Annotated in this window: 19 protein-coding genes, 1 pseudogene and 1 riboswitch; of the genes and pseudogenes, 15 read left to right on the top strand and 5 right to left on the bottom strand. The window is 46.1% G+C overall.

Annotated elements, in window-relative coordinates:
* The first annotated feature begins 650 nt into the window (after positions 1-650).
* The 3 genes and pseudogenes from ltrA to WJ238_RS09410 all read left to right on the top strand — a co-directional run bounded on the left by ltrA (position 651) and on the right by WJ238_RS09410 (position 5,643).
* A complete protein-coding gene (ltrA, locus tag WJ238_RS09400; RefSeq protein ID WP_337606771.1) occupies positions 651-1,934 on the top strand; it encodes a group II intron reverse transcriptase/maturase in 1,284 nt (427 codons plus the stop codon).
* A gap of 297 nt (positions 1,935-2,231) precedes the next feature.
* Positions 2,232-3,572, top strand: a pseudogene (locus WJ238_RS09405) (sodium-dependent transporter).
* A 25-nt stretch (positions 3,573-3,597) separates the two neighbouring features.
* The gene (locus tag WJ238_RS09410) at positions 3,598-5,643 is read left to right on the top strand and encodes an LTA synthase family protein (protein WP_337606772.1); all 2,046 of its coding nucleotides are present in this window, start codon (positions 3,598-3,600) and stop codon (positions 5,641-5,643) included.
* Here the strand turns inward: WJ238_RS09410 and pflA are convergent.
* From pflA to WJ238_RS09425, 3 genes are all read right to left on the bottom strand, one after another.
* Positions 5,640-6,413 (bottom strand): pyruvate formate-lyase-activating protein, encoded by a 774-nt coding sequence (gene pflA / locus WJ238_RS09415; protein ID WP_337606773.1) that lies wholly within the window; start codon positions 6,411-6,413, stop codon positions 5,640-5,642. The two genes, WJ238_RS09410 and pflA, sit on opposite strands and share 4 nt — an antisense overlap.
* Positions 6,400-8,652, bottom strand: a complete 2,253-nt coding sequence (gene pflB, locus WJ238_RS09420) for a formate C-acetyltransferase (RefSeq protein ID WP_256193724.1) — start codon at positions 8,650-8,652, stop codon at positions 6,400-6,402. Before pflB ends, pflA begins: the two co-directional genes overlap by 14 nt.
* Positions 8,653-8,765: 113 nt before the next feature.
* A riboswitch (ZMP/ZTP riboswitch) is annotated at positions 8,766-8,844 on the bottom strand.
* 37 nt (positions 8,845-8,881) lie between these two features.
* Positions 8,882-9,511, bottom strand: coding sequence for an SGNH/GDSL hydrolase family protein (locus WJ238_RS09425; protein WP_337606775.1), 630 nt, complete (start codon positions 9,509-9,511; stop codon positions 8,882-8,884).
* A gap of 392 nt (positions 9,512-9,903) precedes the next feature.
* Here WJ238_RS09425 and WJ238_RS09430 point away from each other — a divergent pair, with 392 nt between their 5' ends.
* A complete protein-coding gene (locus WJ238_RS09430) occupies positions 9,904-10,788 on the top strand; it encodes an Rpn family recombination-promoting nuclease/putative transposase (protein WP_316269527.1) in 885 nt (294 codons plus the stop codon).
* Between the two features lie 78 nt (positions 10,789-10,866).
* Here the strand turns inward: WJ238_RS09430 and WJ238_RS09435 are convergent, their stop codons facing one another.
* Positions 10,867-12,339 (bottom strand): nucleotide sugar dehydrogenase, encoded by a 1,473-nt coding sequence (locus WJ238_RS09435; RefSeq protein ID WP_337606776.1) that lies wholly within the window; start codon positions 12,337-12,339, stop codon positions 10,867-10,869.
* 294 nt (positions 12,340-12,633) lie between these two features.
* On the bottom strand, positions 12,634-12,963 hold the full coding sequence (locus WJ238_RS09440; protein ID WP_316265428.1) for a hypothetical protein: 330 nt from the start codon (positions 12,961-12,963) through the stop codon (positions 12,634-12,636).
* 161 nt (positions 12,964-13,124) lie between these two features.
* Here WJ238_RS09440 and moaC point away from each other — a divergent pair, with 161 nt between their 5' ends.
* The 11 genes from moaC to WJ238_RS09495 all read left to right on the top strand — a co-directional run bounded on the left by moaC (position 13,125) and on the right by WJ238_RS09495 (position 22,079).
* Positions 13,125-13,676 carry a cyclic pyranopterin monophosphate synthase MoaC gene (moaC, locus tag WJ238_RS09445; protein WP_230105305.1) on the top strand — a complete coding sequence of 184 codons (552 nt, stop codon included), beginning with the start codon at positions 13,125-13,127 and terminating at the stop codon, positions 13,674-13,676.
* A complete protein-coding gene (locus tag WJ238_RS09450) occupies positions 13,670-14,215 on the top strand; it encodes a MogA/MoaB family molybdenum cofactor biosynthesis protein (protein ID WP_230105306.1) in 546 nt (181 codons plus the stop codon). The genes moaC and WJ238_RS09450 overlap by 7 nt, the downstream gene beginning before the upstream one ends.
* Positions 14,212-15,243 (top strand): molybdopterin-binding protein, encoded by a 1,032-nt coding sequence (locus WJ238_RS09455; protein WP_230105307.1) that lies wholly within the window; start codon positions 14,212-14,214, stop codon positions 15,241-15,243. Before WJ238_RS09450 ends, WJ238_RS09455 begins: the two co-directional genes overlap by 4 nt.
* Positions 15,244-15,284: 41 nt before the next feature.
* Positions 15,285-16,253 (top strand): XdhC family protein, encoded by a 969-nt coding sequence (locus WJ238_RS09460; protein ID WP_337606779.1) that lies wholly within the window; start codon positions 15,285-15,287, stop codon positions 16,251-16,253.
* Between the two features lie 82 nt (positions 16,254-16,335).
* Entirely contained in the window at positions 16,336-16,734 is a 399-nt protein-coding gene (locus WJ238_RS09465; protein WP_230105309.1) for a NifB/NifX family molybdenum-iron cluster-binding protein, read from the top strand.
* Positions 16,640-17,584 carry a selenium cofactor biosynthesis protein YqeC gene (yqeC, locus tag WJ238_RS09470; protein WP_337606781.1) on the top strand — a complete coding sequence of 315 codons (945 nt, stop codon included), beginning with the start codon at positions 16,640-16,642 and terminating at the stop codon, positions 17,582-17,584. The genes WJ238_RS09465 and yqeC overlap by 95 nt, the downstream gene beginning before the upstream one ends.
* Positions 17,581-18,942: a selenium-dependent molybdenum cofactor biosynthesis protein YqeB gene (gene yqeB / locus WJ238_RS09475; RefSeq protein WP_337606782.1), complete on the top strand. Its 1,362-nt coding sequence runs from the start codon at positions 17,581-17,583 to the stop codon at positions 18,940-18,942. The genes yqeC and yqeB overlap by 4 nt, the downstream gene beginning before the upstream one ends.
* A 145-nt stretch (positions 18,943-19,087) precedes the next feature.
* The gene (gene modA, locus WJ238_RS09480) at positions 19,088-19,945 is read left to right on the top strand and encodes a molybdate ABC transporter substrate-binding protein (RefSeq protein WP_337606783.1); all 858 of its coding nucleotides are present in this window, start codon (positions 19,088-19,090) and stop codon (positions 19,943-19,945) included.
* A gap of 3 nt (positions 19,946-19,948) precedes the next feature.
* A complete protein-coding gene (gene modB, locus WJ238_RS09485) occupies positions 19,949-20,623 on the top strand; it encodes a molybdate ABC transporter permease subunit (RefSeq protein ID WP_230105313.1) in 675 nt (224 codons plus the stop codon).
* A 9-nt stretch (positions 20,624-20,632) separates the two neighbouring features.
* Entirely contained in the window at positions 20,633-21,700 is a 1,068-nt protein-coding gene (locus WJ238_RS09490) for a sulfate/molybdate ABC transporter ATP-binding protein (RefSeq protein ID WP_337606785.1), read from the top strand.
* 13 nt (positions 21,701-21,713) lie between these two features.
* Positions 21,714-22,079, top strand: a complete 366-nt coding sequence (locus tag WJ238_RS09495) for a winged helix-turn-helix domain-containing protein (RefSeq protein WP_230105315.1) — start codon at positions 21,714-21,716, stop codon at positions 22,077-22,079.
* Positions 22,080-22,099: the final 20 nt, after the last annotated feature.

Genomic DNA, 22,099 nt, shown 5'->3' on the forward strand with positions numbered 1-22,099 from the left:
AGCTGACTGTTACTAATCGGTCGAGGGCATAACCAAGGAAGGTTCAAAAAGGCTGAAAGATGGAAAGATTTCTTGTATGTGGTTTTGAAGGTACATAATAATTGAGCAGGAATGGGAGAGCAGTGCCAAAACGGCACTGCTTTTTTGTAGTATGACGGGCATGCCGTCAGTCTGTGGTGAAAGTCCACAAGGGGCGTAGTTGCCAACGAACCCCATAGCGACTCCCAAGGTTTACATCGTGAGATGTGGGCGAGAAGAAGGGATAGCGAAATCGTAGCCTGACGAACAGAAACCTGATATAAGGCGTACATGGCGGATAAGCTGACTACAGACAGTGAAGTCCAAAAGGCAACCGTAACCCATGTGCGTAGATCAGGCAGGTAGATGAGGAAAGACTGGCAGGCTTATCCCGTGAGGTCTCACAGGCTGTGAAACCCGCAGTAGTAACAACGAACTGTGAGAAGTCAGCAGAGGCCGTAGTAGGCAAAGCCCTGGAATGGGAAGTGCTGAAGGGCTGAACAATGTAACCGTGTAATCAAATGTATGCTCCATGGAATACCTGACGGCAGGAGGGGCGAAACGTAAATGAGCAGGTACTGCACAACCTAGGGCAAATCCATGGAAACGGAAAGGAGAAAGCACACAAGGCAATGTCAGAACTGTTGGAAAAGATACTGTCCAAAAATAACATGAACACTGCATACAAAAGAGTCTGTGCCAATAAGGGCGCAGGAGGGGTGGATGAGGTAACAGTCGAAGAACTTGGCGATTATATCAAAGAGAACTGGGAAAGTATCAGGAATCAAATCAGGAACAGGGAGTACAAGCCCCAGCCAGTCAGGAGAGTGGAGATCCCTAAACCAAACGGCGGAATGAGAAAACTGGGAATCCCAACTGTAATGGATCGGGTAATCCAGCAAGGCATCGTGCAGGTGATAAGCCCCATGTGTGAGCCTTTGTTTTCGGAATGGAGCTACGGCTTCAGACCGAACCGGAGCTGTGAAATGGCAATCAGACAGCTGCTTGTATACCTAAACGAGGGATATGAGTGGATAGTAGATATCGACTTGGAGAAATTTTTCGATAACGTACCGCAGGACAAGTTGATGAGTCTGGTTCACAAGATTATCAACGATGGCGATACAGAATCCTTAATTCGCAAGTATCTAAAAGCAGGAGTTATGACGCCACAGGGATACGAGGAAACCAAACTCGGAACCCCACAGGGCGGAAATCTATCACCATTGCTGTCAAACATCATGCTGAATGAATTGGATAAGGAACTGGAGAGGAGAGGACTCCGGTTCACAAGATACGCAGATGACTGTGTCATAGCGGTCAAAAGCGAATCGAGTGCCAAAAGAGTGATGCGGACGGTATCAGACTGGATACAGAGGAAACTGGGGTTAAAGGTCAATATGACCAAAACGCACATCACAAGACCGTCAAAGTTGAAGTATCTTGGATTCGGATTCTACAAGGACAGTAAGACAAATGAATGGAAGTGCAGACCCCATCAGGACTCTGTGAAGAAGTTCAAAAACAGACTGAAAGAACTGACCTGTAGAAAAATGCCGGGGACAGTCACGAGCAAGATTGAGAAAATCAATCAGGCGACAAGAGGATGGATTAACTACTATGCCCTTGGTTCCATGAAAACAGCGATGATAAAGATAGACGCACATTTAAGAACAAGAATCAGAGTTATCATCTGGAAGCAGTGGAAAGTGCCGAAGAAACGGCAATGGGGACTGCAGAAACTTGGAATCGGAAAAGACCTTGCAAGACTGACAGCGTATTGTGGAGACCGCTATTACTGGGTAGTGACTAAGACATGCGTTGTCAGGGCAATCTCTAAAGAAGTATTAGCCAGAGCAGGGCTTGTAAGCTGTTTTGACTATTACAATGAGCGACATGCTTTGAAGTTACGTTGAACCGCCGTATGCCGAACGGCATGTACGGTGGTGTGAGAGGGGAGAGAAAATCTCCCCTACTCGATCGAATTGTGTGGGAATTGTAAACTGACACGTAGTAAAGTTAAAAAGTGTTACGTCCCAAACTGCATTTAACCCTGTGTAAAATTGTGAAAAGCCCTGTGTAAAATTGACAGGCACGATTATAGAAAAATGTGATATAATAACCACGGTGCGATTATTATACCTTTGTATAAACTGATTTCAGAACATATAGTGTATACAATTTAACGAAAAAGTAAAGGAATGGGAAAATAAATGAAAGAGAAGGAAAAAGATGCGAGGGGTGAATTTCGGACTCGTCTGGGATTTATCATAGCTTGTGTTGGTTCGGCAGTGGGAATGGGAAATATATGGATGTTTCCTTATCGGACTGGTGAATTTGGCGGATCAGCATTTTTGATCGCGTATTTTATTTTTGTTATCCTGCTTGGATTTTCGGGAGTCATCGGTGAGATGGCTTTCGGAAGAAGTGTAAAATGCGGTCCGATCGGAGCTTTTACAAAAGCAATGGAGATGAGGTTTGGGCCGAAGGGACGCATTCCGGGAAAGATTATTGGAATGATTCCGGTTCTCGGATCTCTGGGAATTGCAATTGGCTATTCTGTTGTGGTGGGACGGTTTTTGAAATATCTTTGGGGAACGATTTCCGGAGAATTGATGCAGGCAGAAGATATGGGAGCTTATTTTGGGGAACTTGCAGTTGATTTTGGAAGTATAGGCTGGCACTTCTTGGGGCTTTTGCTCACTTTTGCAATTATGCTCATGGGAGTCAGCAAGGGGATTGAGAAAATGAATAAAGTGATGATGCCGATATTTTTTATTTTTTTCATTTTGCTCTTGATCCGTGTAGTTATGCTTCCCGGTGCTGCGGAAGGCTATCGTTATATGTTTGTACCAAGGTGGGAAGAACTTGGCAACATTCAGACATGGGTTTATGCGCTGGGTCAGGCGTTCTTTTCTCTGTCTCTTGCCGGATCAGGAACGATTGTTTATGGAAGCTATTTGAAAAAGGATATAGATGTGGTAAGCTGTGCCGGCAATGTTGCTCTTTTTGACACATGTGCAGCCCTTCTTGCAGGAATGGTTGTTATTCCGGCGGTATTTGCCTTTGGACTGGATGTAGGGAGCGGACCTCCGCTGATGTTCATTACTCTTCCGGCAGTATTTCAGCAGATTCCCTTTGGGGCTTTGTTCGCAGTAATTTTCTTTATTGCGGTAATTTTTGCAGCGGTAACCTCGCTTATGAATCTTTTTGAGACGCCTATTGAGGCGCTGTAAAGCGAACTGAAACTGTCACGTAGAATGTCTGTATGCATTGTTGCCCTGATCGCAGCAGCAGTGGGTGTGTTTATTGAAAGCGGAGATGCAGTAGGAGGGTGGATGGATGCGGTATCGATTTATATTATTCCGTTGGGAGCTCTTATTGCAGCGGTGATGTTTTTCTGGATCTGTCCCAAGGGCTATGCAAGAGAACAGATTCAGATGGGAAGAGAAAAAAAGGTTGGAAAATGGCTGGAGCCGGTTACGAAGTATGTATTTGTCGGCATTACATTTGCGGTCTATGTTTTGGGAATTTTTTTTGGCGGAATCGGTTAATTCCATTAGGAAAAGTGTGTGAGAAATGAAAGATAAAGTACGAGAAGCAAGAAAAGCTACGCTGTCAGTCGCAGGGCTGACAGCTTTCATTGAAGTAATATTTCATTTGTATATGGGATTGGATATGAAATATTTTCCCATATTTTTTCTGTCTGCCGCTTCTTTTGGAACGGTGTGTACCGCTATTTTGTACTGTCTTCCGGAAAAAGCATCAAAAATTGCCGGTATGATTGTTGTCATCTGTCTGTCAGTTATCTTTGCGGCGGAATGCCTCTGTAAGGAGATCCTTCAGCAATATTACCAAATCATAAGCGGCATGGAAACAGCGGCGGGGAATCATCTGCTGGATTACAATGCGGCGGTGCGGGATGCCCTGATTGTTCATATCCCCGGTCTTTTTCTGATGGTTGTTGTTCCAATCGGCTGCTATACTGTTTTGCATTTCCGCCTAAAAAGTCAGGAAGATAAAAAGAAACCGGAATTTCTCATGGCCGGGATCTGTATGGCGGCGGCGATAATTCTCCATCTTGCTATGCTTGGCATTATTTTTTTCTATCCGTGGAAAGGTGACTTTACGCCTGAAAAACTCTATCAGACGGATACACATACAGAAGATCAGGTGGAGCAGCTGGGAATGATTACCATGCTCCGTCTGGATATCAAGCACAGTATATGGGGGACTTCTGGTGAGGATACGCCTGATATCCAGAAAGAAGCCCAGGAGACAGTGAAGAATCAGGAAACTCCGGCAGAGGAAGACTATCCCTATAATGAAATGGACATTGATTTTGCTGCTCTGCAGGCAGCGGCTGCCACAGAGGACTCAGCATGGCTAAGCGAGTATTTTGGCAGTCTGACCCCTACAAGGCAGAATGAATATACGGGAATGTTTGAAGGGTATAATGTCATTTTCATAACAGCGGAAGGATTCAGCGGCTACATGATCGATCCGGAGCTGACTCCTACGCTCTATAAACTTTCCACAGAGGGATTTGTATTTGAGAATTTTTACTCTACATTACATTTTACCAGTACTTCCGGCGGTGAATTTCAGAATCTGACGGGACTTTATCCGAAAGCGGCTTTTCCGGTCAGTATGACCGAGACTGGAGAGCAGGGGACAAGCCTTCCTTTTACATTGGCGCACCGTCTGAATCAGAAAGGCTATACCTCGATCGGATATCATTTTAATGAAAATATGTATGGCAGGGATTTGTCTCATCCAAATCTGGGATACGAGTGGAGGCAGGCGGATGCCTGTGGGCGGCCCGTTACCAAGGAAACTGACGAAAGCGGGCATGAATACTGGCCTCAGTCTGACGATTATATGATCCAGCAGTCTTTTGCTGACTATGTGGATAAAGAGCCATTTAACATTTATTATCTCACTTTAAGCGGGCATCTCCCTTATGGATTCGACAGCAATGAGATGTCAAAAAGGAATCAGGAGGCAGTGGCGAATCTGCCTTATTCTGAAAAGACGAAGGCTTATATTGCAGCAGGGCTGGAGTTGGAAAAAGGAATGACGAGCCTGATAGAAAAACTGGAGGAGGCGGGAATTGCCGACCGGACATTGCTTGTAATGGCGCCGGATCATATTCCCTATTCGGATCTGGATATCCTGGAAGAGCTGGCAGGCAGATCTTTTGGCACAGATTCGCTGGAAATGCTGGATGAACAGAACGTGGATTTCGACGTCTACAAAAATACATGGATTTTATGGTCAGCCAGTATGAAAGAGCCGGTTAAAGTTGAGAAGCCCTGCTCACAGGTAGATATTCTTCCTACTCTTTTAAATTTGCTGGGCGAAACATATGATTCGCGCATGCTGGCCGGAACAGATGTTATGTCCGAAAATGACCCGGTTGTCATCTTTTTCTCTAATTCCTGGCTCACTGAAAAAGGCGCCTATGACCGGTACACAGGCACCTTTACCCCTTCCGGCAGTGTCGCTATGAGCGCGGAAGAGCAGAAGATTTATGTAGAAAATATGAAATATCTGGTGGAATGCAGGCTCCGCCTTGGAGAGCTGATCATTGAAAATGATTATTATAGGACGGCAGTACCCTAAAAAGCGTGCAGAATTTCTTTTGCCTTCTTTACCTCTTCTAAGGAGGGCGGATCTACATTTTCCAGAGAATAGGAAAGACCAAGTTCTTTCCATTTATAAATACCAAGCGTGTGGTAGGGTAAAACCTCCACACGTTTTACATTTTGAAGGGATTGGATAAATGCAGCCATATCTCGAAGATCCTGTTCATCATCTGTCACTTTCGGGACAAGAACATGGCGGATCCAGACAGGTACATGGAGCTTATCAAGGAGACGGGCCATGTCAAGGATGTTGTCGTTATCCCGTCCGGTGAGAGACTGGTGCCCCTCCCTGTCCATCATCTTCAGATCCAGGAGCACAAGATCCGTATACTTCATCAGCTCCAGAAACTGACTGTAGAAAGGTTCCTCATGTGTAAAAGGTGCTCCGGAGGTGTCCAGACAGGTGTGTATATTTGCCGCTTTTGCTCTTTGAAACAGCTCCAGGAGAAAATCCATCTGCAGAAGCGGTTCCCCTCCGCTGACAGTGATTCCGCCTTCTGTACCCCAATAAGGACGAAAGCGGAGTGCCTTTTGGATCAGTTCTTCCGGAGTCTGTAAAGAAGCGGAAGACGCCTTTTGCGGATCTGTCTGCCAGGTGTCCGGGTTGTGGCAGAAACGGCAGCGCATGGGGCAGCCCTGGAGAAAAATGAGATAGCGGACGCCGGGGCCATCCACAGAAGCAAAGCTTTCTGTGGAATGGACCAGTCCCTGTATGCTGCGTCCGCCTGTAGAATTACATTTTTCCATGGCAGGTTCTGGAAATAACATCCAGCTGCTGCTCCTTTGTAAGATCAATAAACTTTACCGCATACCCGGATACGCGGATCGTAAAGTTGGCATATTCTTCTTTTTCCGGATGTTCCATAGCGTCGATCAGCTTTTCCACGCCGAATACATTGACATTCAGGTGGTGGCCTCCCAGAGTGAAATATCCGTCCAGAATGTGGGTCAGATTTTCTATACGTTCTTCACCTTCATGGCCCAGTGCGTCAGGATGGATGGTCTGGGTGTTGGAAATACCGTCCAGAGCCCATTCATAAGGAAGTTTAGCAACCGAATTAAGAGAGGCAAGAAGTCCATTTTGTTCTGCACCGTAGCTTGGATTTGCTCCCGGAGAGAGCGGTTCTCCTGCCTTTCGCCCGTCCGGAAGAGAGCCGGTTGCTTTGCCGTAAACTACATTGGAAGTGATCGTAAGAATGGAAGTAGTCGGCTCGGCGTCTCGATAGGTATGGTGCTGTTTCAGCTTTTTCATAAATGTATGAAGGAGCCATACCGCAATATCATCTGCCCGGTCATCATCGTTTCCATAGCGGGGGAAGTCACCAATGGTTTCGTAATCTACTACAACTCCATTTTCATCACGAATGGTCTTTACCTTTGCGTATTTGATAGCGCTCAAAGAATCCACCACATGAGAGAATCCGGCAATTCCGGTGGCAAAAGTACGCCGTACATCTGTATCGATAAGAGCCATTAAGGCTGCTTCGTAGTAATATTTGTCGTGCATGTACTGGATCAGGTTGAGGGCATTGACATAGAGTCCGGCAAGCCAGCTCATCATACTGTCAAATTTGTGCATCACTTCATCATAGTCCAGATATTCGGAAGTAACGGGACGGCTTTCCGGCCCTACCTGTTCCTTTGTCTTTTCATCTACTCCGCCGTTAATAGCGTAAAGAAGACATTTTGCAAGGTTTGCCCTTGCTCCGAAAAACTGCATTTCCTTTCCGGTCTGGGTTGCGGAGACACAGCAGCAGATGGAATAATCATCCCCCCATATGGGGCGCATAACGTCGTCATTTTCATACTGGATGGAACTGGTCTCAATGGAAATATAGGATGCATAGTCTTTAAACTGTTTCGGAAGCCGGGAGGAATAAAGCACAGTCAGATTCGGCTCAGGGGACGGCCCCATATTTTCCAAAGTGTGAAGGAACCGGTAGTCGGTCCGTGTTACCATGGAACGCCCGTCCTGTCCCATGCCTGCCACTTCCAGAGTCGCCCACACCGGATCTCCGGAGAAGAGCTGATAGTAGGAGGGGATCCGGGCAAATTTAACCATGCGGAATTTCATGGTTAAATGATCGATCAGTTCCTGCGCTTCTTCTTCTGTAAGGATTCCCGCATCCAGATCACGCTGGATATAGATATCCAGGAAGGTGGAAATACGTCCCACACTCATGGCAGCGCCGTTCTGGGTCTTGATGGCAGCCAGATAACCAAAATACAGCCACTGTACTGCTTCCTTTGCATTTCTTGCAGGCTGGGAAATGTCAAAACCATACAGGGCAGCCATTTCCTTCATCTGCTTCAGGGCGCGGATCTGCTGGGCCAGTTCTTCCCTCTGGCGGATAATATCGTCACGCATGGAACCATAGCCGCAGTGGTCATAGTCCTCCTCCTTCATGGCAATCAGAAAATCAATGCCATAGAGAGCGACACGGCGGTAATCCCCTACGATACGTCCACGGCCGTAAGTGTCCGGAAGTCCGGTGATGATCTTGTTATGGCGGGCTTTCTTGATTTCCGGCGTGTAGGTATCAAATACCCCCTGATTGTGGGTAGTATGATATTCAGTAAAAAATTTGTGAAGTACCGGGCTGGGCGTATAGCCGTTGCAGGTGCAGGCTTCCTCTGCCATGCGGATCCCGCCGAAAGGCATGAAAGCGCGCTTCAGAGGTTTATCTGTCTGCAGTCCGACAACCTGCTCACGGTCCTTTAAAGACTCATTGATATAGCCTGGACCATGGGAAGTAAGAGTAGAAACCACATCGGTATCCATATCCAGGACGCCATTTTTTGCACGCTCTTCTTTCTGGAGTTTCTTAAGTTCTTCCCAGAGAAGCCGGGTAGATTCTGTGGGTCCGGCAAGAAAAGAAGCGTCCCCGTCGTAAGGTTTATAGTTGTTCTGGATAAAGTCACGCACATTGACTTCTTCTTTCCAGAGCCGTCCTTCAAATCCATTCCACTGTTCCATTTGTATCATTGGATATTCCTCCTTTTTTCAGGGCGAAGAAATGACTTCGCAAGATTTCTTGTTTCCGTATCTCCGGCCCGGAAGAGCGCTAAATGTACAAACAAAAACGACCATCCGGGCACATGTGATGCCCAGACGGTCGGCGCTTTCTTCCTATACTTCCTGTGGTCAATTCCACTTCCGTCAGTCGTATAAGTATTTTTACTATAACATTTCTGAAGAGAATGTCAAGAAAATTTTATAATTCTTTCTTTAAAAAATCAGCGAGAACTTTCGCCAGACGTCCATGACTTTCCGCGTCGTAATGCATATAATCTGTCTTGTTCATGGTGACATATGGAGCAGCGTCTAAAAATTTACAGTCAAATTCCTGTGCCACAAGTTCGTATTCATAAGCAAGCTGCTGCGAACGCTCGCTGCAGATTCCGGTATCTCTTCCGGTTGGCGAGGATTCGCATTCCGGACAAATAGGAGCCGGCGCGATCAGAAGAATACGAGGCTCCTTTCGCCAGAAACCGGGCTGCATTGCCTTTTTGACAAGAAGCTTCAGTCCTTCAGCAATATTTTTTGGAGTCAGGGCAAATCGCTGCTTACAGTCATTGGTTCCTAACATAATAATAAGATAATCAATAGGAGACTGAGAAGACAGACAGGGATGCAGATATGTCAGCCCATTTACTCCTTCTATGATCGGGTCATCAAACACAGTGGTACGGGAACACATTCCTTCTTCTATAATCGTCCATTCTTCCCCAAGAAGTGTCTGCAGCTGTCCTGTCCAGCGTATATCTTCCGGAAAACGGGTTGCTGTCTCACCGTTATAACCCCATGTATTGGAGTCTCCATAACAAAGTATTCTTTTTTTCATGATTCAGTCCTCCTGATGTGTATTGCGCTGCCGGCGTAAATCTATTTCACATTATATCTGATTCTGCCATAACTGTCTATTGGGCAGGGAGCAGGAGAAAAGATATACAAAAATTATGTCAAACTTATAGACAAATCTGATTACATATGTTAACATGTATTTAAAGCATTATATCTTTAATTATCTTTTGTGTCTTTCGCAGGAACGGTATGTGTTGTTTCCTGCATCTTATTTTCTAAATGCACATCAGGCTAGATATCTCAATGCTTTTATATTTGCTTATACAGCAAAGAGGTTTCTTTCCTGAATCGTAAAGAAAATAAGATATAGACAGGGAATGGACGGGCAGCAGGGAAAGCGCCTCCTTGCAGAATTAGAAAAAGGAGGTGCCTATGGGGAAGGCGGTAAAAGGAACTGCAAAATTTAAGACACTAAAAGAAGAGCAGGAGCTTGATATCCGGTATGAGAAATACAAAAGTATTATTGCGGAGCTTACAATCATGAGTGATATTTTCATGAGGAATGTATTAAAAAAGCAGGCGTGTACAGAATATCTCCTGCAGGTGATTATGGGTAGAGATGATTTGCAGATAAAAGAGCAAATTTTGCAGAAAGATTACAAGAATCTGCAGGGAAGATCAGCTGTTTTGGACTGCGTTGCCTGTGACAGGGAGAAAAAGAGATATAATGTAGAAATACAGCAGGAGAGCGAAGGGGCGTCTGCCAAACGGGCGAGATACCATAGCGCATTGATGGATATGAATATATTGGAGAGCGGGCAGGGAGTTAATGAATTGCCGGGAAGCTATATTATTTTCATTACAAGGGAGGATGTGCTGGGGTATGGCTTACCTATTTATCACATTGATAGAAGGATTAAAGAAGTAAAGGAAGACTTCCCAGATGAAACTCATATTATATATGTTAATGTCAAACTGGAAAATGAGAAAACAAAGCTTGGACGTTTGATGCATGATCTGCAGTGTAAAAATGCAGATGAGATGTATAGTGAAATATTAGCAGAGCGTGTACGGGAGTTAAAGGAAACACCGGAAGGAGTAGAGGATATGTGCCGTGAAATGGATGAAATTTATCAGGAAGGAATTGAAGTTGGGGAAAAGTGCGGAAAGAAACAGGGCGAGATGAAAGCGAAAAAAGAAACCGCTGTGACATTATCAGAAATGGGGATGACTGTTGAAAAAATCGCTCTGGCTGTAAAAGAAAGTACGGATTTGGTGCAGAAGTGGATTGCCGAAGGGATGGCAGCAGTGAAATAAGCGTGTAAAATATTCAAGCCCCTTCAAAATGGAAGGGGCCTGAACACCTTTTGATTCTTGGAAAAGATCGAACTCTTTCTAATCTCTCTTAAACAAATCTCTTGTATAGACTTTTTCTGCCACATCATCAAGGCAGCAGTCGTATCTGTTGGCAATAATGCAGTCAGACTTTTTCTTAAATTCTTTCAGATTATTTACCACTTTGCTTCCGAAGAAAGTGCTGCCATTTTCAAGAGTCGGCTCGTAGATGATGACGGAAGCTCCTTTTGCCTTAATTCGTTTCATGACACCCTGGATAGAACTCTGTCGGAAATTGTCGGAATTGCTTTTCATAGTCAGTCTGTAAACTCCGATGGTTGCCATCTTTTCGTGGGATGGATTAAATTCTCCGTCTTCATAAGAGTAACATCCGGCCATATGGAGCACCCGGTCAGCGATGAAATCCTTTCTGGTACGGTTGCTTTCTACAATGGCCTCAATGAGATTTTCCGGAACATCTGCAAAATTAGCCAGAAGCTGCTTGGTATCTTTGGGGAGGCAGTAGCCGCCGTATCCAAAAGATGGATTGTTATAATGTGTGCCGATACGCGGATCCAGACAGACGCCGCTGATGATCTCCTGGGTGTTAAGCCCTTTGGATTCTGCATAGGTGTCCAGTTCGTTGAAATAGGAAACACGAAGCGCCAGGTAGGTATTTGCAAACAGCTTTACAGCCTCTGCTTCTGTAAATCCCATGAATAAAGTGTCGATATTTTGTTTGATAGCCCCCTGCTGAAGGAGTGCGGCGAACTGCTGTGCAGCGTGGAGGGTGTTTTCATCACAGCTGACGATAATCCTGCTTGGATAGAGATTGTCATACAGTGCCTTGGATTCCCGGAGAAATTCCGGGCTGAAAATAATGCGGTCTGTATGATATTTTTCACGCACGGATGCAGTATAGCCAACCGGAATAGTGGATTTGATGATCATCGTACAATGATCGTTCACACTCATAACCAGCTCAATAACCGATTCTACGGCAGAAGTGTCAAAGAAATTTTTCTTGCTGTCGTAGTTTGTAGGCGCGGCGATAATGACGTAATCAGCATCTTTGTACGCCTCAGTTCCGTCGGTAGTTGCAGTAAGATTTAATTTCTTTTCCGCCAGGTATTTTTCAATATATTCATCCTGGATAGGGCTGATCTTATGGTTGATTTTTTCAACTTTTTCCGGAACAATATCCACAGCTGTAACATGATGGTACTGGGAAAGGAGAACAGCCAGGGAAAGACCTACATATCCGGTTCCGGCAACAGCGATCCGATAAGTGCGTTCTACCGGAAGGGAGGAGGACGGCTCGGAAGCAACAAACAGATCTGTTACTTCAAAATCCAGTACTTCTCCCAGTTTTTCTATTTGTTCGATAGAAGGAATATAGTCCTGCTGTTCCAGGCGGCTTAGCATTCCCCGGTTGATCCCGGTGAGATCAGCAAGCTGCTGCTGTGTGATTTTCTTTTCTTTTCTCTTACCAGTAACAGTAGAAGCCAGAAGGCTTTGAGATAATTTTTTCATAAGTGATAACTCCTTTGTTATTTTAAATGACAATATTGATGCTTGAATATTTGTAATGATGAGAATATGATTTTATAATAACTGTAAAAATGTTATCACAGGTGAAAATAAAGGTCAATATAATATGATAAAATAGTGAAAATGTTGTTTTGAACGACGAAAAAGAACAGAACTATGATGTTTTAAATGACAAAAATGGATAAAACGGGAATAGAAAAAAGAGACAGTAGGATTTCTGCCTCTTTTTGTGTGAGATTATTTTACATTTTGCCAGTCGGTTCCCGAGCGCTGAGACTACTGTGCGTCGGTTTCTACCAGCTGTATTTGTTTCTCCAGGTTTTTCTGTCCGTTCTCTGAAAGACCTGCCAGAAGTTTCTCCATGTTCTCGCGGATCAGTGCCGGATTGTAGGGAATGTCCAGAGCGAAATCACTGTAAGCCCGGATTTTCTGAAAATAGAAGGATGCGTCCTTTTCCTCGCCTCCCGCACGGCACATTTGATACATCGTTACACAGTCGGTTTCGTCTACATTTGTACATTCTTTGCAGATCCATTTTCCCAGATAATAATATGCCCCGTCAGCTTCGTAAATAAATCCTGGCAGAGTCAGTAACTTTTCCAGCATTTTTGTTTACCTCCTTTGTCCATCTGATGAAAGTATACCATGGAACGGAGGAGAAAGACATGGAAACTTGTTATTTTTGTTTGTTCCCTATATAATAAGAACAAAACGAAGATTGAGCGGGCAGCTTTCGTATGCCCTGAAAAGAAAAGGGAGAAAAAGCAATGGAACTGACACATTTTGAGGAGAACGGCCGTGCAGTGATGGTGGATGTCAGCGGCAAGGAGGAAACGGAAAGAGAAGCAGAAGCGGTAGGAAAAATCCTTGTGAGCAGAGAGGTATTTGACGCAGTCAAGAGAGGAACTGTGGGGAAGGGAGACGTTCTCGGGGTTGCCCAGACAGCGGGGATCATGGCGGCAAAACGGACGTTTGAGCTGATTCCCATGTGTCATATCCTTCCCATCACCGGATGTAAGATCACGTTTGAAATGCAGCCGGAAGAATGTGCGATCTACTGTTATTGTAAAGTGAAAATACACGGCAAAACAGGGGTGGAAATGGAAGCGCTTACCGGTGTGAGTACTGCGCTGCTGACGATATACGATATGTGCAAAGCACTGGATAAGTCTATGGAGATATCAGGTATTTATCTGCTTCATAAGACCGGAGGAAAAAGCGGAGATTTTCGAAATGAAAAGAAAGAAATCCGTATAGGCGGCGAAGGAAGAACGCAAAGGCAGGAGCCGGGAGATGGAAAGGAACTGCAAATATGGTAATGGAAAAGGGAAAAGAAACAAGCGTCAGATCGGAGAATGGGAAGCGGGCAGCAGTCATTACGTTAAGCGATAAAGGGTATGCAGGGGAGCGGGAAGATAAAAGCGGTCCTCTTGTGAAGACAATGTTGGAAGCGGCCGGATATAAAGTAGGAGATGTGATCCTTTTGCCGGATGAGCAAAATCAGATAGAAAGGGAACTGATCTGGCTTTGTGATGAAGAAAAGGTAGAGCTGATCCTGACTACCGGCGGAACCGGATTTTCTCCAAGAGACTGTACGCCGGAGGCAACTCTTGCGGTGGCGGACAGAAATGCGCCGGGCATTGCGGAGGCTATGAGGTGGATGTCTTTTCAGATCACGCCAAAGGCCATGCTCGGACGAGGTGTGTCTGTTATCCGGGGGAAGACATTGATTGTCAATCTTCCGGGCAGCCCCAAGGCTGTCCGGGAAAATCTGGAAGGCGTGCTGCCTTATCTTGAGCATGGACTGGATATTTTGTCAGGAAGAGCCGGAGAATGCGGAAATGGAGGAGAAAAATGAAACTGATTCGTACAGAGGATGCGGTGGGGAGTGTGCTGTGCCATGACATCACTCAGATCATTCCGGGAAAAGTAAAAGATGCAGTGTTCCGGAAAGGGCATATTGTGACGGAAGAGGATATACCTGTGCTCCTGTCTGTGGGAAAAGAAAACCTGTATGTATGGGAGAAGCAGGAGGGAATGCTCCATGAAAATGAGGCGGCGGAAATTTTAAGAGAAGTCTGTCAGGGGGAATGGATGGAACGTTCTGAAGTCAAAGAAGGGAAAATTGAGCTGACAGCCCTTGCAGATGGTGTACTGAAAGTGGACACCAGGAAACTGGATCAGATGAATGGGCTTGGACAGATCGTCATTGCTTCCAGACATGGAAATTTTCCTGTGAAAAAAGGAGATAAGATTGCAGGCATGCGGGTTGTTCCCCTGGTGATCGAGGAGGAAAAAATGGAAAGGATCCGCCAGATCGGCGGAGAGGCTCCTGTTTTTCAGATTCTTCCTTTCCGGAAATGGAAAGCAGGAATTGTAACGACTGGAAATGAGGTTTACCGCGGACGGATTGAAGATAAATTTACACCTGTTGTCAGACAGAAATTGGAGGAATACGGTGTGGAAGTAATGGGAAATACTGTCTGCAGTGACGATGCCGATATGACTGCCAGGGCGGCGCAGGAGTGGATGGAAAAAGGGGCGGATCTGATCGTGTGTACAGGAGGGATGAGCGTGGATCCGGATGACCGGACCCCGCTGGCTATTAAAAAGACAGCAGATGAAGTCATAACTTATGGTGCCCCTGTTCTTCCGGGAGCCATGTTTATGCTGGCTTACTGCCGCAGAGAAGGACAGGAGGATATTCCTATTATGGGACTCCCCGGATGTGTGATGTATGCAAAACGGACGATTTTTGATCTTGTCCTTCCAAGGATTGTGGCAGGTGAAAAATTATCAGAAGATGATTTTACAAAGATGGGAGAGGGCGGTCTTTGCCTTTCCTGTCCGGTATGCACCTTCCCAAACTGCGGGTTCGGGAAATAAATTTTATTCTGTTTGATCATGTATGAAACAAAGGAGCCGGAATGGATTTTTACAGAGAATTGCAGCTGAATTTGGAAAACGGAATACAGGGAATGGAAACAGCGCTGATTCTGACCGGAAAAATGGCAGGCGAGAAGATGCTGGTGAGAGATGGAGAAACTTTATCTTTCCCGGAGGAAGTGCGTGTTTTCCGTGAACGGGTCAGCTGTTCGCCTAAAATGATCATTTGCGGAGGCGGTCACGTTTCCATGCCTGTTATTGCCATTGGGAAAATGGTGGGGTTCCAGGTTACGGTTCTGGAGGACCGGCCCAAATTTGCAGACTGTGCCAGAAAGGAAGGGGCGGACCGGGTAATCTGCGCCCCTTATGAGAAAGCGCTGGCAGAGGAAAAGCTGGATGAAGATACTTATGTGGTGATCGTGACAAGGGGGCATCGTTATGACTCGGCATGCCTGTATTCTGTTCTTGACCGGAAAGAAGAGTGCGCCTATGTAGGCATGATGGGCAGCAGAAGGAGAACGGCCATTGTCAAGGAACAGATGATTCAGCTGGGAATTTCGCAGGAAAAAGTTGGCAAGGTATGTACGCCCATCGGCCTTGCCATTGGCGCAGAAACTCCCGAAGAGATCGCAGTATCTATTTTGGGAGAGATCATAGAAGTAAAAAATAAAAAGCAGGCAAAAGGAGGCTATCCGGAAGAACTTTTAGATGGCATCCTGGAAACGAGGGAAAACGGAGAGGAAGCTGTGCTGGCGACTATTGTTTCCAGAAAGGGATCAGCTCCAAGGAGCGTGGGTACGAAAATGCTCATTTTAAAGGATGGCAGGCAGATAGGAACTATTGGCGGAGGATGTGCGGAGAGCGAGATCCTGCAGAAAAGCAGACAGATGCTCTCGGATGAAAAGGACGGAGCCTTTCGTCTTGTTCAGGTAGATATGACAGCAGATCAGGCAGAGGAAGAGGGGATGGTCTGCGGAGGAACCATAGAAGTCGCATTGGAAAAAATATAAAATCTTGAATTAAAAAGACAGATGGGATACTATAATAAAAGACCCACTGGGATAGAAAATGCCTAAAAAGGAGCGGATGAAAATGAAAATAGCAGTAACCTACGAAAACGGAGAAGTATTTCAGCATTTTGGACATACGGAACAGTTCAAAGTCTATGAAGTAAACGACGGAAAGGTGACAGAGAGTCATATCGTGGATACAAACGGGCAAGGACATGGTGCTCTTGCAGGCTTTCTTCAAATGGAGAAAGTAGATGTTTTGATATGCGGCGGAATCGGCGGCGGAGCAAGGACAGCTCTTGCGGAAGCAGGCATTGAGCTTTTGCCGGGAGCTTCCGGCAATGCAGATGAACAGGTGGAAGCTTATCTTGCAGGTGCACTGAATTATGATCCGGATACGCTGTGCAGCCATCATCATGAAGAAGAAGGCCATGACTGTGGCGGGGCACATGAAGGATGCGGACATCACTGCGGCGAATAGAAGAAAAGCGGTGAATGGCAGAAAAACAATGCAAAGAGAAGAAAAAAAGATCGTGGAAAAGTGGGAAAAGGGCAGATTATGCCCTTTTCCTGGCATTTTGGAAGCGTTGGGAGTCTGTCCTGATGATGCAGAGAGGATCAGTGTAGCAGGCGCGGGAGGAAAGACCTCTCTTATAAAATCTCTTGTGGAGGAATATAGATCCCGGAATCTTCCGGCAGCGGTGACGACAACTACTCACATGTATGCAGAGGAGAAGCCTTATTTTTTACTGGAACCTTCAGAAGAAAAGATGGTACAGATTTTGGACCGGGAAGGGAAAATTTTTCTGGGTAAGAAGGCGGAGGCAGGGAAAATGCAGATGCCGGATGAAGTTTGGATGGAAAAATTGCTGCAGCTTAACTGTCCGGTTTTGATAGAGGCGGATGGAGCGCGGCGTATGCCGATCAAGGTGCCGGGAGAAAAGGAACCGGTCTTTCGGAAAGAGACAGGACGCATTTTGTATGTGTATGGTATGGATGCAATCGGAAGACCCCTTGAAGAGGTTTGTTTTCGGGCGGAAGAGGCAGCTCGGATTTTGGAAAAAGAGATGACGGAGCCGGTTCTTCCACGGGATATTGCCAGACTTGCCATGCACCAGAGAGGCAGGGCAAAAGGAGTGAATAAGGCGGTGAAATACGCCCTTATTTTAAATAAAACAGATTTGCCAGGAAAAAAGGAAGCGGCCCGGGAGATCTGCGAGATTCTTCAGGAATGCGGATACGAGAATCCTATCCTGTGTCTGGGGAATCTGGACCGTCGGTATACACAGGAGTTGCCATCTGAGGGAAGAGGAGAGCATAGAAAGAGATGAAAATATTAATAAGAGGAGCCGGTGATCTGGCGACAGGAATTGCTGCCCGGCTTTACCACAGCGGACATAATATTCTTATGACAGAAAGAGAAGCCCCTTTAACTGTAAGAAGAACGGTGGCTTTTTCCAGAGCGGTGTACGAAGGAAGCGCCAAAGTAGAGGATATGGAAGCGCGCCTGGTCCATTCTCTGGATGAGGCATATGCAGTGATGGGGGATGGAAATATTGCGCTGATCGTAGATGAGGCAGCAGAAATCCGAAAGGAATTTTGTCCCGATGTGGTAGTAGATGCTATCCTGGCAAAGAAGAATTTAGGGACGAAAATAACGGACGCACCGCTGGTGGTCGGCGTCGGCCCGGGATTTTATGCAGGACAGGACTGCCACTGTGTGGTGGAAACGAAACGGGGACATACCCTTGGACAGGTAATTTATGATGGAGCGGCGCTTCCCAATACCGGTGTGCCGGGTGAAGTGGGAGGCTACACGACGGAAAGGCTTTTGAAAGCTTCCGGTGACGGAGTGATGGAGCCTTTGATTTCCATTGGCGATATGGTGGAAAAAGGGCAGATTGCAGCCTATACAGGAGGGGAGCCGGTGTATGCCGCAATGTCCGGAATGATGCGGGGAATGCTGCAGAAAGGCGTTTCAGTGGTAAAAGGAATGAAGATCGGGGATATTGACGCACGGTGTGAAAAGGAACATTGCTGGACGATTTCAGACAAGGCAAGAGCCATCGGAGGCGGCGTTTTGGAAGCGGTGCAGTGTTATGAGACGGCAAAAGGCAGATTTGCCATAGTTATGCTTGCGGCGGGTACAGGAAGCAGGTATGGAAAAGATAAGCTTTCGGAAGTGCTGGCAGGAAAGCCTCTTTATCAGCATTCCATGGAAAGACTGGAAGCGTTTTGCGGAAGAGAGCGTTTTGTCGTGACGGGAAACGCTGTGATCCTTGAAGAAGCAAAAAAGCGGGGCATCAGCGGAATCGTAAATCGGGAGCCTCACCTTGGTATTTCCCATTCTCTGCAGCTTGGATTACAGGCTGTTTTAAGAGAGAAACCAGAGGTAGAGGGTGTTTTGTTTGGAGTGTGTGATCAGCCGGGACTTAAGGTCTCCACGATTCAGAAAATCTGGAATACGGCGGCAGTACGGCCGGGAAAGATCATCTGCGCCGGCAAAGACGGACAGCCGGGAAATCCGGTGCTGTGGCCAAAGAAATATTTCAGGGAATTGCTGGAATTAAAAGGCGACACAGGAGGCCGGGCTGTCATGAGAAAATACCCGGAGCAGGTCTATGTTGTAGAGGCGGATGAGAGGGAGCTGAAAGACATTGACCGGAAAGAGGATATGGGAAGCTTCTGATGCAAATTTTTTTGCGGAAAGCGAATTGTTTTTAAAAATAATTTGATGTATACTGTATTTGAGAGTTTGAGAAAAGATAAATATTTACAAAAAGATTAATATTTGCAAAAAGATTAATATTTGCAAAAAGCAGGGAGGAAAGAGAATGAAAAGGAAAATCGTAAGTCTTTTGCTGGTATCAGCCATGACGGCAGTTCTGGCAGCAGGATGCGGAAGCAGTGAGGAGAATGCAGATGCATCTGACAGCAGTCAGTCAGAAACTGAGGCTGATACTCAGGAAGAAGGTCAGGAAGAAAGCGGAGAAGATGAAAAGACGGAAATACTCGTTGCGGCATCAGCCAGCCTGGAATATGCATATGAGGACGAACTGATTCCTATGTTTGAGGAACAAAATCCGGATATTACAGTGAGCGGAACCTATGACAGCTCCGGAAAACTTCAGACTCAGATTGAAGAAGGAATGGAAGCGGATGTCTTTATGTCGGCGGCTACAAAACAGATGGACGCCCTGACGGAAGAAGGAATGATCGAAGAAGATTCTGTGACAGATCTACTGGAAAATAAAATTGTACTGATCACATCTGCTGATTCACAGTTGGAATTATCTTCTTTTGAAGATATTACAAAGGCGGATACCATTGTCATCGGAGACCCTGCCAGTGTACCGGTTGGACAGTATTCAGAGGAAGCTCTGACAAATCTGGGACTGTGGGATCAGGTACTGGCAAAAGCCAGCCTTGGAACGAATGTGACGGAAGTACTGAACTGGGTTGCAGAGGGAAGCGCTCAGGCCGGCATTGTATATGCAACAGATGCAGCTACTACAGATAAAGTAAAAGTTGTGGCAGAAGCTCCGGAGGACAGTCTGGCAGAACCGGCTATTTATCCGGTAGGAATTGTTTCCGCGTCCGAAAATAAAGAGGCGGCAGAGAAATTTGTGAAATTTTTGAAAAGCGATGAGGCAATCCAGATATTTGAAGATTACGGATTTATAAAGAGGTAGGATATGGACTGGTCACCAATTCTGATTTCTGCAAAAACGGCGTCTCTTGCCATTGTGATCACATTTTTTGCCGGGATTTTGGCGGCGTTTCTCGTGGTGAGGATCCGTCATGAAAAATGGAAAATGATATGGGACGGAATTTTGACCCTGCCTCTGGTCCTGCCGCCGACGGTAGCCGGTTTTTTCCTGCTTTATCTCTTCGGAGTGAAACGGCCTATTGGCCGTTTCTTTCTGGAGTTTTTCGGGGTGAAAATCGCCTTTTCGTGGGGAGCGACAGTCCTGGCGGCGGTAGTGATTTCTTTTCCTTTGATGTATCGTTCTGCCAGAGGGGCCTTTGAGCAGGTCAATGGCGATCTCATTGATGCTGGGCGGACGCTTGGAATGTCGGAATGGAAGATTTTCTGGAAAATCCTGTTTCCCAATGCACTGTCCGGAATTTTATCAGGGGGGATCCTGGCGTTTGCAAGAGGGCTGGGAGAATTTGGTGCCACGGCAATGATCGCGGGAAATATTGCGGGAAAGACAAGGACCCTGCCGCTGGCTGTGTATTCTGATGTGGCAGCCGGAAACATGGAGGGAGCGTATCAGTATGTAATTGTGCTGGTGGTGATCTCCTTTCTGGTTGTGACAGGGATGAACTATGTAACATACATTTTCCAGAAATTTAACCGGAGGTAGCGGCTGAAGATGAAACAGCTGGAGATCAATTTTCAAAAACAACTGAAACATTACATGCTGGACATGAAAGTTTCCATGAATGGCGGATGTCTCGGGATCCTGGGGGCGTCCGGCTGCGGGAAAAGTATGACTTTGAAGGCGGTAGCCGGGATCGTGCGTCCGGATCACGGAAGAATTGCCACGGAAAAAACAGTGTTTTACGACAGTGAGAAAAAGATCGATCTATCTCCACAGAAACGGAAGGTAGGCTATCTGTTTCAAAATTATGCATTATTTCCCAATATGACAGTAGAAGAAAATATTATGGCCGGCATACAGGGGAAAAAGGCGGAAAAAGAGCAGAAAGCCGCCGGGTTGATGGAACAGTTCCAGCTTGGCGGATTGGAGAAACAATATCCGACTCGGCTTTCAGGAGGACAGCAGCAGAGGACGGCTTTGGCAAGAATACTGGCCAGCGAACCGGATATTCTGCTTTTGGATGAGCCGTTTTCCGCTATGGACAGCTATTTAAAGGAAGAACTTCAGCTGGAAATGCAAAGGCGGATTCGGAATTTTGCAGGATGCACCATTTTAGTGAGCCATGACAGAGATGAAATTTATCGGCTGTGTACGGATACGATGATTATGGAAAAAGGGAAAAATGTGATCACTGACAATACAAAAGCACTGTTTGAAAATCCCAGGAAAGTAGCGGCTGCCAGATTGACCGGATGCAAAAATATCTCACAGATAGAAAAAAGAGGACAGTTTCAGGTCTATGCAAAAGACTGGGGGATTTCTCTTTGGACGGCAGAACCTGTTTCGGAAAAAACAGCGTATATCGGAGTACGGGCCCATGATATCCTGCCGGCAGCAGGCAAGTCGAGGGAAGGCGGAGCAGAAGGGGAAAACCAAGTCAACCGTTTTCCTGTACTGCCGGTGGAGCAGTCCGAGACGCCCTTTGAACAGACGATTATTTTTAAGGCGGATCAACAGGCGGAGAAAGGCTTGTGGATGAAAAGTGAGCGGGGCGGCTGCCGGATTCCGGAGGCTGTGACAATTGCTCCGGAGAGACTTCTTCTCCTGGAAGAAAATTAAAAAGGTGAAAAGAATGGATAAAAAAGAAGAAAGCCGGAAATTCAGGCCTGTGGTTAAATTGCAGGTCTGCACAGATGAACCTGTGTTTGGACCGGGACTGATAAAACTTTTAGAACACCTGGAAGAAAGCGGTTCTATGAAAGAAGCCTGTCAGAAAATGGAAATGTCTTACAGCAAAGGCTGGAAAATCATAAACCGAGCAGAAAGAGAGCTTGGGACCCCGCTGCTGATCCGCCATCAGGGAGGCAGAAGCGGAGGAAAATGCGAGATAACCGCAGAAGGAAAAACGCTGATGGAGAAGTATCGGGCGATGGAGGCGGAAGTGAAAATGTGCGCCCGTGCTTCGTTTGAACGGTGGTTTGGTGAATTGGTGACGTAACACTTTTAAACTTTACTACG

The sequence above is a fragment of the Claveliimonas sp. genome, from assembly GCF_037273965.1.
Classification (GTDB): Bacteria; Bacillota; Clostridia; order Lachnospirales; family Lachnospiraceae; genus Claveliimonas; species Claveliimonas bilis.